Origin of the sequence: Pseudomonas sp. NPDC089406 (genome assembly GCF_044900265.1) — a bacterium.
GTDB classification, from domain to species: domain Bacteria; phylum Pseudomonadota; class Gammaproteobacteria; order Pseudomonadales; family Pseudomonadaceae; genus Aquipseudomonas; species Aquipseudomonas fakonensis.
In genome coordinates this window covers 127127-140205 of the sequence record NZ_JBJDNC010000012.1, presented here as the reverse complement: position 1 = coordinate 140205, position 13079 = coordinate 127127, and the positions used below count along the sequence as shown (strand labels likewise).

The window sequence follows — 13079 nt, the reverse complement described above, 5'->3', positions numbered from 1 at the left end:
TTGGGGCCGCTACGCAGCCCATCGCGACACAAGGCCGCTTCCCACGGGGACTGTGTTAAATCAATGAGTTGTAGTTTGTTCTATGAGAGCCGGCTGCCAGCGATGAGGCCGGTACAGGTTGCACAAGACCGTCCCGACAAGATCGATGTCGCGCTCGGCTTGGCCTGTGCTATCACTGCCCCCCGCCTGCCAGCAGCGCCAAAAGCGCATCGGCATCCAGCTTCGCGCTCACTTCACCCCCCTCAAGCAAGCTGTCAGCCAGGTCTCGTTTGCGCGCGTGCAGGCCGACGATCTGCTCCTCGATGGTGTTTTCGGCAACCAGTCGGTAAATCGTCACCGGGCGCTGCTGGCCGATGCGATAGGCGCGGTCACTGGCCTGGTCCTCGACTGCCGGATTCCACCAAGGGTCAAGGTGGATCACATAATCGGCGGCGGTCAGGTTGAGGCCGCTGCCGCCGGCCTTCAGGCTGATCAGGAAGATCTCGCCCGCGCCAGCCTGGAAGGCGTTCACCCGCCGCTCGCGGTCTTTGGCAGGTACGCTGCCGTCCAGGTACTGGTAGGCAATGCGTTTTTCATCGAGCAAGGTGCGCACGATGCTCAAGTGATCGACGTACTGGCTGAACACCAAGGCTTTGTGGCCATTGTCCAGCAACTCTTCGACGAGCGCAGTGAAGGCCTGCAGCTTGCTGCCTGGCAGGGTGGATTGCTCGACCACCAGGGTTGGATGGCAGCAGAAGCGGCGCAGGCGGGTGATTTCCGTCAGTATCTGGAACGACCTGCCAGCTCCGGGAACTGACTCGGACACGTTATCCAAGGCTTGTTGACGAAGCGCTTCGTAAAGATGCGCTTCCTCCTCGGACAACGGCACCTTGTAGGTGATCTCTGTGCGTGCGGGCAGCTCGTCGAGCACCTGGCTTTTCAAGCGGCGCAGGATGAAGGGTTGGATCAGCGCCTTCAATGCCCGTCGAGCCGCTGCATCGCCTTGTTCGATGGGGGTGGCGAAGCGGCTGTTGAAGCTTTCCTGGCTACCGAGCAGGCCTGGGTTGATGAAGCGGAACAGGCTCCACAGCTCACCCAGGTGGTTTTCCAATGGCGTACCCGTAGCAACCACACGCATGTTCGACTGCAAGGCCATGACCGCTTGTGAGCGCTTGGTCTGAGCATTCTTGATAGCCTGGGCTTCGTCCAGCACCACTGTATGCCATTGGCAGGCGGCGAAGGCTGCGCTGTCCTGCTGCATCAGGCCGTAGCTGGTGATGACTAGGTCGCCGGGGCCCAGGTCATCCAGGTTGCGTTGCTGGTGGTACAGATGCAGCTTCAACTGCGGGGCGAAGCGCCTGCTTTCGGCCTGCCAGTTGAGGGTGACCGAAGTCGGCGCCACAACCAGTTGCGGGCCATCGGCCGCGCGCTGCAGCAACAGGGCCAGAATCTGCACCGTCTTGCCCAGGCCCATGTCGTCGGCCAGGCAGGCGCCCACGCCCCATTGCGCCAGGCGTGCCAACCAGATGAAGCCTTCATGCTGATAGGCACGCAGATCGGCTTTCAAGGTTGCGGGTAGCCGAGGCTGGTAATCGCGCAGCGATTGCAGTTTCTGCAGGTGTGCCTGCCAGCTTTTATCGGCAGTGAACTCACCGGCCTCTGCTGCCAGCTCGGCCAGCAGGGGCGTGGTCAGCGGGCTGAGCCGAAGGCCCTGGTCGGTGACCCGATCAGCCAGGTGCGCAAGCTCTCCCAGGCGCTTGCGCAAGGTATCCTCAAGTGCCAGCCAGTCGCCTTCGCCAAGCTTGAGGAAGCGCCCGGGGCTGACCTTGAGCAGCTCCAGAAGCTGACGAAGTTGCAGTACCTTGCCGTCATCGAGCGCGACCTCGCCCTGCAGCATGAACCACTCACCCTGCGCGCGCAGGCCCAGCTTGAGTTCGTTCAGTTTCAGGTGGCCTTTCAAGCGCATGCGTTCGCCTTCCGGCCACACGCAGTGCACTTGGTTGCCGTCCAGTGCGTGCAATTCGCCGAGTACCTGCAAGGCGTCCTGCGGCTGTTCCAGTTGCCATTCCTGGCCGTCGCTGTTGGCGTTGGCAAGGCCGGGGCAGGCCTGCAGCACCTGCTGCAATGCCTGGCGTTCGCCCGCCAGGTCACGGCTGACCTGCAACGGCTTGCCATCGCGCTCGCCGAGCACGTTTTGTGCGCCAAGGCCCGGGCGCAACCAACTGCTTTCGGCCAGCGGGCGCACCAGCAACTGCAAGCGCAAACCCTCGGCAAGTGGCAGCAAATGTGCGTACAGGCGCGTATCTGCGGGCTCTTGGTCGAGCTGCGCGGCGAGCTCGGGCAGGTCCGAGTGCACCGCCAGCAACGGGGCGATCGCACTGACCGCCTCGATCAGGTGCGCCCTGCCTGATTGCGGAACGCTCAGGCCGTCGCCGATAACCTTGACGATCTGGCGCAGGTCGCCGTTAAGCGTAAATATCTGCAGACGGGTGGGCGTTTGCTTGTGCAGGTAGTAGGTGTCGGCATTGACGATGCCCTGCGGCTCGAGGCGCAGATGCATCTGCCCGTCGCGCGCTTCGAGGTGCAGGCTGGCATGGCCGGCCTCAAGCTCGATGCGCACGTCCGGCGCGTCCTGCCAGAACAGCGCCGGGTGGCCGATCAACTTGGGCAGGCCAACGTCGGGAGGCAGCTCGTACTCGGCGCCGGAGTAGGAATAGCGGCTGGCCTGGATCACGCTGATCGCCTGGCGGTCCTGCTCGCACAAAAAGTCCAGCCTGTCGCCTTCCTCCAGCAGCCGCTTGAGCGCCACCGGGCGGCCCTTGCTCCATTGCCCCTTGGCGCCCAGTTTCTGCTCGCGCGGTTCCAGTTGATTGGAATAGCGGTGAAGATCCACCAGCCACGCCAGGCGGGTGGTCTTCTTGGCCACGGGGCTGGCCGGTGTGTCGGCGGGTTTGAGTTGGCTCAGGGCGTCGAGTGCATGCTGCCAGGCTTCGCGGCGCTGGAGCAGCTCGGCCAGTGGTTTGAGCCCAGCTTGGTGATGCACATCCTGAGTGTGCCGAGGTACACCGAATTGCGCTGCGATCAGGGCATCGAACTCTGCGGCCAGCCAGGCGTAACCCCGCTGATCGAGTTGCGCCCGGTAATCTTGCAGGGTCGTGCACCAGTTCTGCTGGCGTGCTACCGGGGCATCCAGCCAGTACAGTGCCAGCGCCAGCATCAGGCCATCGAGGCCATAAAGTTCGAATGAGCGCAGGTACGACAGTTCAGGTGTATTGCCTTGCAGTTGCTCGAAGAATTTGTAGAGCACCGTATAGGCGCTGCCATAGTTCTGCTTTTCGCCCAGCATCAGTGCCTGCTTGAGTGCAGCGTGGTGCTGGCTGTCGTTTTCGGCGAAAAGCGCCAGGCAGTACAGCGCGTTGAGCAGCGGGTGCAGGTCGATCTTGCGTTTTTTGGTTTGCCTGCGCTGCTCGGTGAGCCAGGCCCGCATCCGTTGCAATGCCTCGGTGGTTTGGCCGCGCAGTACCAGCTGAGCGCTTTGCAGTGTCAGCGGGTACTGCCCGCCGAAGTGTTGCAGCGCTTCCCAGTCGCCTCGCCACAGCGCTTGCTGCATCAATTGCAGGCCAAGCTCGGGGGAGGGCGCATGCGCCATCTGCTGCTTGGCCAGCTGATAGCTGCCGTGCGCCTCACCCAGCAGGCTGTTGTGCAGGCAAAGATGATCTTCCAGCAGCAGCCCGCGTACGGTTTCGTCCAGCAGGCCAAACAGCTCAAGGCCCGCAGGGTCGGCCTGCAGAAGGTGCATGGGGTGTTGCGGGGCCCAATTATTCGCGTGCAGTGTCCTGGCCGACAGATACAACAAGTGCGGCACCTGGGCGCTGTTACCGCTCAACAGGTTGAGCCACAGCTCTTGTAATGCCTGGGGCGCGCCAGGGGTTTGCCATGGATTGAGCGCGGGCAGGCTGGCGGCAATCTGCTGCAAGTACGGCGCACTGTCGGCTGTGCCCAGCAGGCTGAGCAACACACTGGTGCGCCGTTGTGTCGCCACGATGAAATATTGGCCTTCCCTGCGCTGCTCCACGTCTACCCAGCCTTGTTCCCGCAATTCTTGCAGCAGGTCTGCCAATGTAGTGGCATCCAGCTGTTTGCCGGCGGCATCACAGATACCCATGGAGCGCAGCAGCTTGAGCAGCGAGGTTTTGCCTTTGCCGGGGAAGGCGGTTGCCAGGGCGTAGAGCAGCGCCCTGCAGTTGTCGGGGAGCGAATTGGGGCTGAGCGCTTGCATCCTGGGCCTCATCTGGAGCGGTCGGGCGATTGTATCTGCAGGCAGCCACGTGCAGGGCAGTTGGTTTTTTCTTTTCTTTGAGCTATTTCTTGCTGCAGGTTTCCACGTCGTTTTGTGTATTCAGTTCGGTGTGAATGCCAAGCCGGTACCAGCAGTAATCGATGATCCACTGACGCTCCTGCTCCGTGAGCCGTTCGACTTGGCGAATCTCCCCATCATTGGCGTGGATGTTGTAAAACTTCATCTGCAACGTCGGGTGCTTTTTCAGGAACAAGATGGTTTCGATGTCGCCATCCTCAAGCGCTTGGTAATACCCAACGTAGAGCACTGTCAGCAGCATCAGAACAATCAGGGCAAACAGTTTCTTCATGGTTGTGGCGCCGTAAGTGGATTTAGCCGGGCTTTCAGTACACGCGCGCTCAAACCAGCAACGCCAGTAGCGCCCCCACGAGCGCAGGCGGCATCACCAACAACCCCAGGCGCAGGAAGCGCCAGGCACTCACGTGCTCACCCTCGCGGCGGATCGCTACCAGCCACAGCAAGGTCGCCAGGGAGCCTGTGATCGACAGGTTCGGCCCCAGGTCGACGCCGATCAGCAGCGCAGCGGTGGTCTGCTGCGGCAACGCCGCCAGCGACCCCATGGACCCGGCAATCAGCCCGGTGGGCAGGTTGTTCATCAGGTTGCTGGCCAGGGCAACCGCGACGCCCGCCAGCCAACTGGCCTTGGCTGGCGAGGCTTGGGCAAGGCTGGCCAGCGCTTGAGCCAGGTGCAGCACCAGGCCGGTCTGGGCCAAGGCCTCGACCAGCACGAACAAGCCCGCCACCAGGGGCAGCACGCCCCACGCCACATGGCGTAGCACCGGCATTGGGCTGCGCCGCTGGCGCAGGTGGACGAGCGCTGCGGTGGCCACCCCGGCGCAGAAGGTCGGCAGGCCCAGTGGCCGGTCCAGGGCCGATGCGCCCAGCAACACGGCCGCGGTAAAACCGATGCCCAGCGCGCACAGGCGGGCGCCGGCGCCGAGGGGCTGGTGGTCGATCTGCAGGGCCAGCGGCTGGCGGATCTGTCGGCGCTGGGTCAAGCGCAGCATCAGGTAGGTGAGGGCGATCGCCGCCAGCGACGGCAGGCTGAACTGCCTCAGCCAGTCCAGCAGTGGCGGCATCTGGCTGCCGAACACCACCAGGTTGGCCGGGTTGGAAATCGGCAGCACGAAACTGGCCGCATTGGCGATGAAGGCGCAAATGAACAGGTAGGGCAAAGGTTCGGCCTTGGCAGCCTTGCACGCGGCGTACACGGCAGGGGTCAGCACCACGGCCGTGGCGTCGTTGGACAAAAACACCGTGACCAGCGTGCCCACCAGAAACACCAGGTCGAACAGCCGTTGCCCCGAGCCCCGGGCGTGGCGCACGGCATAACGCGCCAGCCAGTCGAACAAGCCTTGCTGGCGGGCAAGCTCCGCCAGCACCATCATGCCGACCAGAAACAGGTACACGTCGCCGCCTTCGGCCACGGCGGCCAGCGCGCTGCGGGGTGTGATCAGCCCAAGGCCGACCAGCAGCAACGCGCCGCCCAGGGCCCAGACGTACTCCGGAATACGCCAGGGGCGCAGGATGACGCCGCAGGTGGCCAGGGCGGCAATCGCCCAGATGATCGATGGGGCTGCGCTGACGGGCATAGGGTGTTCAGGTTCCGGCAGGGGGAGGTGAGGGTGGGGCAAATGTATCGTACTTGCTGGCTGCGCACGGTTGGGTATTGGGTCGTGCGCGGTTCTCAACCTGCGGCAGTAGGTGCGGTGACCTTCAAGAGGGTGTTGAGCGACTCGGGAGTGAGGACAGGCTGCAAAGTGGAAGTTGTGTCGCGAGGCAGGTTACTCAAATCGTTCATAGGCTCAAATCCGCTTCCCTGTGGGTGATCCACTGTCGTTTTTCGGGATGGTAGCGTTTGGCCATTTTGAAGTCTTCAGGAAATGACCGGCTTGCCTCGTTTCATGGGGACTGCGCAGCGTTCATTGTAGTTGCCGGCCAACTCGATGCGCCCAAAGCTTGCGCCAGCGTCCAGCGGGGTGATTGCCAGCAGGCGATCCAGGCGTATTTCCTTCCGGCCGGTGTCACCTTGCAGCACAAGAAACTCCTCCTTGCTGGGCGCCGTGCGCGTATCCAGCGCCCTGGCGACGAAGCCTTGCCCTTCGAGCAACTCGACGTGCAGCCGGTAGCCATGCAGGCAGGCAATTTCCAGGTAGTCGTGCAGGTCACAGTCCAGGGGCTGGTACGGGGTCATGGCGCGGGGCTCCTACAAGTCTTTCAGCACGATGATGTGGTAGCCCTGGCGGCTGATCGCGGCGGCGACCTGCGGATGGGCCGGCTGGCTGTGACAGAACTGGCAACGGCTCTGTGCGATATCCGCCTGGGCAACGCCGCGGCTGGCAAGCCAGTCGCGGGCGTAGCGGGCGGCGAGCGCCGGGTCGTTGCTGTCGATGAGCACGTCGAAGTGCAGGTAGCCCCCTTCGGTGGTGCGCACATGGGTATCGAAGACCTGGACGCTCACGGCTTTCCCCTTACTTCAGTGCGTCGATGGAAGCGCCGAAGTTCAGGTGCAGCACCTGGCCCTCGACCACCAGCGCCGGGACTGACTTGACGCCAGCTGCCTCGGCTTCGGCAACGCGCTGTGGCGTGTCGCCCAGGTGAACGATCTCGACCTCGACCTGAGGGTCGAGGAGGTTGAGCAGGGTCTGCTCGGCGGAGACACAAACGGGGCAACCGGCGTGGTAGAAGCGTGCAGTAGTCATGTCTATTTTCCTTTGGGTTGTTAGTATCGAATCGATACCTGATCACAGATTACGCTGGCGCTGCGCTTTGTCAATATGGTTTTTATTCGATACTATATTTCGACAGGAGACATGCCATGACCGCCACGACCTTCTTCGACCTGCTCGAACGCCTGACCAGCCTGATGCGCATCTGGAATCGCCAGCACCCGTTGCTGGCCGAGCTGCAGCCCATTCAGGTCAGCGCGTTGATTTACCTGTCGCGTTGCAACCGCTATTCGGACACCCCGCTGGCCGTCACCGAATACCTGGGGTTGACCAAAGGCACGGTGTCGCAGTCGCTCAAGGCGCTGGAGGCCAAGGGCCTGATCGAGAAGCGCCAAGACCCGCTGGACCGACGCAGCGTGCATCTGCAGTTGACTGCGCCGGCGCGCGCATTGCTGGAGGCGGTAGCGCCGCCGCAGTTCCTGGCCACGGCACTGGCGGGCATGGGCGAGCGGGCGCAAGGGTTGGAGCTGTTGCTTGCGGACCTGTTGCGGCAGATCCAGCGTGATGAAGATGTACCGGGGTTCGGCCTGTGCAACACCTGCCGCTTTCACCAACAACGTGATGGCCTGCCGTTCTGTGGCCTGACCCAGGAGCCACTGCGGCGCAGCGATGCTGCACTGATCTGCCGGGAACACCTTGCGCCGGAGGCCGCATGAACCTGCCCGTGCTGCACCTCGACACCTTGCTTACCGGCCGCGCGCAAGACTTCACCCGCCCCGGTTCGCGCAGTGCCATTGCCAAGTCGCCCCGTCGCGAGGCGCTACGCGTCACCGCCCTGGGGCTTGCGGGTGATGAACAGGGTGATCTGCGGATACATGGCGGCGTCGACAAGGCGATCCATCATTACCCGCGCGAACACTACGCGAACTGGGTAACCGAATTGGGCGAGCATCCTTTGCTCACCAACGCGGGTGCCTTTGGCGAGAATTTCAGCACTGCAGGCTGGACTGAGGAAGACGTGTGCCTGGGGGATCGCATCCGCGCGGGCACGGCGCTGCTGGAAGTATCCCAGGGGCGCATGCCGTGCTGGAAGCTCAGCGACCGCTTCGGCATCAAGGATATGGCCCTGCGGATGCAGGAATCCGGGCGTACCGGGTGGTACTACCGGGTGCTGGAAGAGGGGGTTATTGAAGCAGGCGGCAGCCTGCAATTGGTCGAGCGCCCGCATGCTGACTGGTCGCTTGCGCGGCTCGCCGGGGTGCTGTTCGACAAACAGGTGGAGCCTCGCCTGTTGCGTGAATGCCTGGCCCTGCCGCTGACGCCATCCTGGCGCCGCACCCTGGAGCGGCGGCTGGAAAAGCGTGAGGTCGAGGACTGGAACCCACGCTTGCAAGGCAAGAGTAGCTATCTTTAGCCGGACGTTGCAGGCGAGCGTCCCGGCCATTGAGTCCTTGTCTTTACCAAGATCTGCCAAGCGAGCCGCAGATCCCATGCTGCTTGGCTCTCGCTAATGCGCGAAGCCCCTAAAGACTGTCAGGGTCGCCAAAGAACATTTGGTCATGGCTCTAGGGCGGTATTTCTGCTTCGCAAAATCAAAAATGTACCCGCAAAAATACCCCCTGATACCCTCAGTGGGATGCGCGATCGAGAATGGCGATTTCTGACAGCTATCGAGGTGGTGCTCACTGGACTTCAGTGTACCTCCATGGAGGGGTAGTCGGAAGCAGGGTGGGGCCGCCCATTTGCAGAGCTCTTCGGCCGAGAGGGTTTCAAGGTGGAGCAGGGCCCGGGACCGAATGACGACGGAGTTGATGTCCGGGTTTGGGACCCGAGCCTGCTGGCAGGCAATAGCCCCCTGTGCCTGATCCAGTGCAAAGGCAGAAGGACTAGTTTGAGAAGGACGTCATCAAGAGCCTGCACGCCGACGTGCAGTGGGAGGGCGCGGAGTATGGCGTTATAGTCACGACCTCCTCCGTCAGCCCTGGATCCAGGTAGACAATCGAGGCGCGGGGATACCCGATCCAGGCAGTCGAGCGGGAGGCTGTGTTGAACTGGCTTGGCCAGTTGCGGACGCCGGGCACCGGAATCGTTCGGGTTTAGTTAGACCGGACAGCACCTGAGCCCTATGATGCGCCACAAAATGCAGGCTATGCCGGCGAACTAAAAGGAATGGTTTTGTATGGATAAACGGATATTCAGTGGCCTAACAGGGAATGGCGCCACAAGGGGCGCGAGTATCGTTTGTGCGAGTTTCGTGCTCCTGTCCGGCTGCGGTACCACTACGGTTTCCCCAGTGATTGCCAACAAGCCAGGCGTCGTCACTGGCGCCAACAAGGATGGGTATGCAATCGTCAAGTCGATCACCTTCTCCCGGCAGGCCGCCGACGTAACAAGGGTCTTGGTCTGTATGCAGTCAGAGGTGGACGGACTTACTGGCACTCCGGTTCAGATCGACGGCGCTGCCAAAGCGAACGGCAAGGCCTACGCCACCTTGCAGTACAGCAACTATGTCGCTTTCGCGCTGACGGTTCGCGGCTCTGAGTACCGATTTGACCGGCTCACTAATGCGGGCTTGAATGGGCCAAGTTACGAGCTGATGGGGTCGACCTGGGGAACACCTGAGAATGCTTACGCCGCACTTGAGGACATTGCGAATCGTGTGAGTGGGTGTGCTAGCCACGGCCGCAGTTGATTGTGAGAATTTGGTATCGCAAGCAGATAACTCAAGCTTAAGAGAGGCTCCAGCGCTGAAGCCTCGATGTGCTGGCGTAATCGATCGGGCGTTTCTGTCCACCGGTTAGGCGCACTGCCATCGCTGTGAGGTCGTCTTGGTGGCTGGATAATGCCGGTCGATCGCGCCCGCCTGAGTTCCACAAGGTAGAGGCCTCTCGGAGTAGATTGAGCAAAGGTCATTTGCACCTGAGTCTGAGCGTTCGGCAAGGGGCCGCTAGAGTTACATCTGTTGGAGCAATCTCTTCCACCATATAGCCGTATCATCCCCTGTGGCTGATCCTCGTACGCGGCCTGTAGCTGACGTTCGTGCTGGCAACGGCCGGCGGGTCCGAGTCTGTAGGGGCGTGAGGCAGGCTTTCGGTGTGCACTGGACTGGGCTCGACCAGCCAGGGGGCTTCGGTGGTTTTACTACGAGCGTCAGTACCCCCCGGTGTCACGCAGCAGTGTTTTTACGCTGCATTCCAATACACGTGCCGCCGCCTTCCAGCTCCCTTCAGCCGCTTTGGTTCGTAGTGCCAACTCTGCCTGGAATTGCTTCGTCTGTTCCTCACGGCTGCCTGTCCGGGCCTGCTCGGCAGTTGATGATCCATGGACGACAGCGGACCACTGTTGAAGCGCCTTGTCCAGCCAGCCCGTCGCGCTACCAGGTTCGAACCACGCCATGCACAGCGCCGCAAGGCGCTGCAGATCTCGCAGGTTGCCGGTCAGGGGGTGTTCTGCCAGCCGTTTCTGCAGTGCCTGCGACCAAGGGGCGGCCACTGGAAGGCCTGCATCGACTCGACAATCTGTCCAGACCCGCTGCCAGTCTTCCTGCAGGTCCTCGCGACATTCGCGCAAAGGGGGCAGCGCTACGCAAAGGTGGCTCAGGCGATCGCACAGGTCCTCGTCCAGCCGCTCGCGCAGTTGGGCCATGGTCAGGTTCGAAGCGCACACCAGCTCGAAGTCGGCGCTGTGCTCGGTGTCACTGCCGATCGGCCGGTAGCGTCGCTGGCGGTCCTGGAACACTCGCACCAGCTGGCGCTGCACAGGCCGCGGCAGGTCCTGGATTTCATCAAGAAACAGAATTCCGCCACTGGCCTGCGCGAGCAGGCCCTTGCGCGCTTGCGCAGCGCCGGTGAAGGCGCCCTTGATGTGGCCAAACAACAGGCTTTCCGCCAGGCTCGATTCCAGGCCGCCACAGGCGAGAGTGACCACCTTGCCCTGTCGCTGCTTGAGCGTTGCCACCTGGGTTTCCACCAGGCGGCTCTTGCCGGTGCCGCGCTCTCCCAGAATCAGCAACGGAGCCCCTGCCACCCGGGCATAGCGAAACAGGCAGTTCATTGCCTCGCGCCGTGCTGCCGAGCGTGCCTCTGGATCGTAGGAGGGCACGCCCGGCTCCAGCCGCTGTTGCTGGCGTATCTCGGCGAGGTAGGTACTGACCTCGAAGGGTACGGGGTCAAGCCGTCCGGGTTGTGATGACCACAGGTGTGTGCCCGCTGCGAATGCCCCGCCAGCATGCAGGATCAACCAGACGCTGTGCATGGCAGGAGTACCCGGCGAGAGGTTCAGGTGCAGGCTCCCGACAACCGTCTTCAGCCTGGGCAGTACCTGGTGCAGGATTGCGTCATGGATGGCCTGGTGCTGAGTGGGGTCAGGTAGTTTGATCCTGATCTGTTCGATCCGCGCCGCGCCGACGCTGGGCGGGATGTCGGCATCGCTGTGCGTCTGGACCAGGTAAATGACCCGGCTGATCCGGACGCCAAGCTCGGCAAACTTGCCGAGCGCGGCCTCCAGCACCACCAGACCAGCTCGTTCTGCGTGCCAGCAAAGTAGCGTATCGCTCATCGGCGTGGCCTGCTGTCGATGACCACGGCGGCGGCACCGATTTCACCGAGTAGCTGGACGGCGGAGGCCAGTTCGCCTGGCTGGCTGATCGCTACCGTGAGGCGCCCGCCTGGTTCGCGCAGTACGTTGGGGGCATAGGGCCGAGGTTTCTCCTTGCCTTGCGCGGGGCGCAGGTGCGGGCTTGCCTTCGGATTACTGCAGGGGGCCGTCACGCTCCAGTTGCAGGTCAACTGGTGGGCCGGGTCATTGCTCTGCGAGGGCTGGGAAACGTCCGGGCGTGGTGCCTCCAGGCGATGGGCGGACTCGGCGACCACCTCTCCCAGGTTGACCTCGGCTGCGGCCAGTATCTGCACCGTGTCCAGCCGACCGTTGCGCCACAATTGGACCTCTCCACTCAGGTCCCCCAGCACAGGGGCTGGCAGCAACTGCCAGGGCGCGACGGCCTGCCAGTGTTGCAGGCGCTGCTTGAGCTCTTCGGCCTGGCGCGCATCCAGCAGCGCGCCAAGCTCGAAGCCGTCGTCCAGCCCATGCGGTTCGAGGTTGGCCGACATCACCATGGCACCACCGGCATCGGTCCACAGCGCCTTGGCATGCAACCACTTGAACCCGTGAACCTGCGCACCGCTTTCGGCCAGTGCCAACAGCGCCGGCATGGCCGACGGGCGTACCCTTGCCAGCACCGTCACCTTCAGTCCTTCACGGGCGCGCTGGCACAGCAGTTCGACCACCGGATGCCGCAGGTCCCAGCCGAAGCTGCTGACGATGATGTGGCTTGAGGCATTGTTCAACGCCTGCAGCAGGTGTTGCGCGATGCCCGTGTGCTCGGCAGTGGTTGCGCGGATGCCGGCCTGGGGGGCCGGGTGCTGCACGCCCTGGACGGGTTTGGCAGCCTTGAAGTCGTGGCCGTCGAGCAATTCATGTTCCGCCGTTTGCCACATGGCCCAGCGCAGGTAGCCGGCGATGCCCACGGCTTGTGTCGGGCTCAGGCGCACTGCGAGTTCTTCGTTGCGCGTTAGGGCGCCCTCCGTGAGGTTGGCGGTGAGCAGAATACCGGCCGGCCGGGTGTAAGGGTCGATCAGGACGACCTTGGCGTGAAAGTGCGCAGCCGTGCGGAAAAACACGGACTTGCCCAATGCTTTGAGCATCGCCTTGTGGTGCGCGTGGGTCTTCTGGTCGAACTCGCCCTGGTTCGGCTCCCTGCCCAGGCGCGCTTCCGAAGCCACCATCACATACACGCGCACGCCACGCTCGGCGGTGGCCTTCAGTGCTGCCTCGAAGACGGGGTCGGCGATCAGGAAGCTGCAGATCACGGCCACGTCCACGGCCTGGTCCAGCAGTGCGATCAGTTCGGCGCGCAGTGCGCCCTGGTTGCCGGAAACGTGGATCGAGTGGCCTATCTCCGAGGTTGGCAGGCGCTGCGCCCGGGACCCTTGCCAGGCTGCTGGCATGGGCAAGGCACGTTGGTCGAGCACTTCGGTGTGGGTGCGTACCCAGGGGGTGGTCATTTTGCTGTT

11 protein-coding genes and 1 pseudogene are annotated in these 13079 nt (G+C 62.9%); 4 read left to right on the top strand and 8 right to left on the bottom strand.

What is annotated here, in order from left to right; all coding sequences use genetic code 11:
• Nucleotides 1-172: 172 nt before the first annotated feature.
• From ACI2KK_RS11345 to ACI2KK_RS11320, 6 genes are all read right to left on the bottom strand, one after another.
• Complete coding sequence (locus tag ACI2KK_RS11345) at nt 173-4258, bottom strand: DEAD/DEAH box helicase (RefSeq protein ID WP_404668973.1); 4086 nt, start codon at nt 4256-4258, stop codon at nt 173-175.
• 82 nt (nt 4259-4340) lie between these two features.
• A complete protein-coding gene (locus ACI2KK_RS11340; RefSeq protein ID WP_404668972.1) occupies nt 4341-4628 on the bottom strand; it encodes a hypothetical protein in 288 nt (95 codons plus the stop codon).
• A gap of 49 nt (nt 4629-4677) precedes the next feature.
• A complete protein-coding gene (locus ACI2KK_RS11335) occupies nt 4678-5931 on the bottom strand; it encodes an arsenic transporter (RefSeq protein WP_404668971.1) in 1254 nt (417 codons plus the stop codon).
• 284 nt (nt 5932-6215) lie between these two features.
• On the bottom strand, nt 6216-6533 hold the full coding sequence (locus ACI2KK_RS11330) for a Rho-binding antiterminator (protein WP_404668970.1): 318 nt from the start codon (nt 6531-6533) through the stop codon (nt 6216-6218).
• 12 nt (nt 6534-6545) lie between these two features.
• Nucleotides 6546-6800, bottom strand: coding sequence for a DUF2024 family protein (locus ACI2KK_RS11325; RefSeq protein ID WP_404668969.1), 255 nt, complete (start codon nt 6798-6800; stop codon nt 6546-6548).
• Between the two features lie 10 nt (nt 6801-6810).
• Nucleotides 6811-7041, bottom strand: coding sequence for a thioredoxin family protein (locus ACI2KK_RS11320; RefSeq protein ID WP_404668968.1), 231 nt, complete (start codon nt 7039-7041; stop codon nt 6811-6813).
• 116 nt (nt 7042-7157) lie between these two features.
• Between ACI2KK_RS11320 and ACI2KK_RS11315 the strand changes: the two genes are divergently transcribed.
• The 4 genes and pseudogenes from ACI2KK_RS11315 to ACI2KK_RS11300 all read left to right on the top strand — a co-directional run bounded on the left by ACI2KK_RS11315 (nt 7158) and on the right by ACI2KK_RS11300 (nt 9700).
• Nucleotides 7158-7724 (top strand): MarR family winged helix-turn-helix transcriptional regulator, encoded by a 567-nt coding sequence (locus tag ACI2KK_RS11315; protein ID WP_404668967.1) that lies wholly within the window; start codon nt 7158-7160, stop codon nt 7722-7724.
• Nucleotides 7721-8422, top strand: coding sequence for an MOSC domain-containing protein (locus tag ACI2KK_RS11310; protein WP_404668966.1), 702 nt, complete (start codon nt 7721-7723; stop codon nt 8420-8422). Before ACI2KK_RS11315 ends, ACI2KK_RS11310 begins: the two co-directional genes overlap by 4 nt.
• 342 nt (nt 8423-8764) lie before the next feature.
• Nucleotides 8765-8968: pseudogene (locus ACI2KK_RS11305) on the top strand (hypothetical protein); the annotation flags it as partial.
• A gap of 333 nt (nt 8969-9301) precedes the next feature.
• A complete protein-coding gene (locus tag ACI2KK_RS11300) occupies nt 9302-9700 on the top strand; it encodes a hypothetical protein (protein WP_404668965.1) in 399 nt (132 codons plus the stop codon).
• Nucleotides 9701-10158: 458 nt separating this feature from the next.
• Here ACI2KK_RS11300 and ACI2KK_RS11295 read toward each other — a convergent pair whose 3' ends face one another.
• Both ACI2KK_RS11295 and ACI2KK_RS11290 read right to left on the bottom strand, forming a co-directional pair.
• Nucleotides 10159-11565 carry a sigma-54-dependent transcriptional regulator gene (locus tag ACI2KK_RS11295; protein WP_404668964.1) on the bottom strand — a complete coding sequence of 469 codons (1407 nt, stop codon included), beginning with the start codon at nt 11563-11565 and terminating at the stop codon, nt 10159-10161.
• Nucleotides 11562-13070, bottom strand: coding sequence for a phosphatidylserine/phosphatidylglycerophosphate/cardiolipin synthase family protein (locus ACI2KK_RS11290; RefSeq protein WP_404668963.1), 1509 nt, complete (start codon nt 13068-13070; stop codon nt 11562-11564). The genes ACI2KK_RS11295 and ACI2KK_RS11290 overlap by 4 nt, the downstream gene beginning before the upstream one ends.
• Between the last annotated feature and the right edge of the window lie 9 nt (nt 13071-13079).

What these genes read in the sequence shown, in the direction of transcription:
- ACI2KK_RS11295 (WP_404668964.1), bottom strand. Translation starts at nt 11,565, where the DNA reads ATGAGCGATACGCTACTTTGCTGGCACGCAGAACGAGCTGGTCTGGTG.
- ACI2KK_RS11335 (WP_404668971.1), bottom strand. Translation starts at nt 5,931, where the DNA reads ATGCCCGTCAGCGCAGCCCCATCGATCATCTGGGCGATTGCCGCCCTG.
- ACI2KK_RS11290 (WP_404668963.1), bottom strand. Translation starts at nt 13,070, where the DNA reads ATGACCACCCCCTGGGTACGCACCCACACCGAAGTGCTCGACCAACGT.
- ACI2KK_RS11330 (WP_404668970.1), bottom strand. Translation starts at nt 6,533, where the DNA reads ATGACCCCGTACCAGCCCCTGGACTGTGACCTGCACGACTACCTGGAA.
- ACI2KK_RS11340 (WP_404668972.1), bottom strand. Translation starts at nt 4,628, where the DNA reads ATGAAGAAACTGTTTGCCCTGATTGTTCTGATGCTGCTGACAGTGCTC.
- ACI2KK_RS11345 (WP_404668973.1), bottom strand. Translation starts at nt 4,258, where the DNA reads ATGCAAGCGCTCAGCCCCAATTCGCTCCCCGACAACTGCAGGGCGCTG.
- ACI2KK_RS11320 (WP_404668968.1), bottom strand. Translation starts at nt 7,041, where the DNA reads ATGACTACTGCACGCTTCTACCACGCCGGTTGCCCCGTTTGTGTCTCC.
- ACI2KK_RS11310 (WP_404668966.1), top strand. Translation starts at nt 7,721, where the DNA reads ATGAACCTGCCCGTGCTGCACCTCGACACCTTGCTTACCGGCCGCGCG.
- ACI2KK_RS11315 (WP_404668967.1), top strand. Translation starts at nt 7,158, where the DNA reads ATGACCGCCACGACCTTCTTCGACCTGCTCGAACGCCTGACCAGCCTG.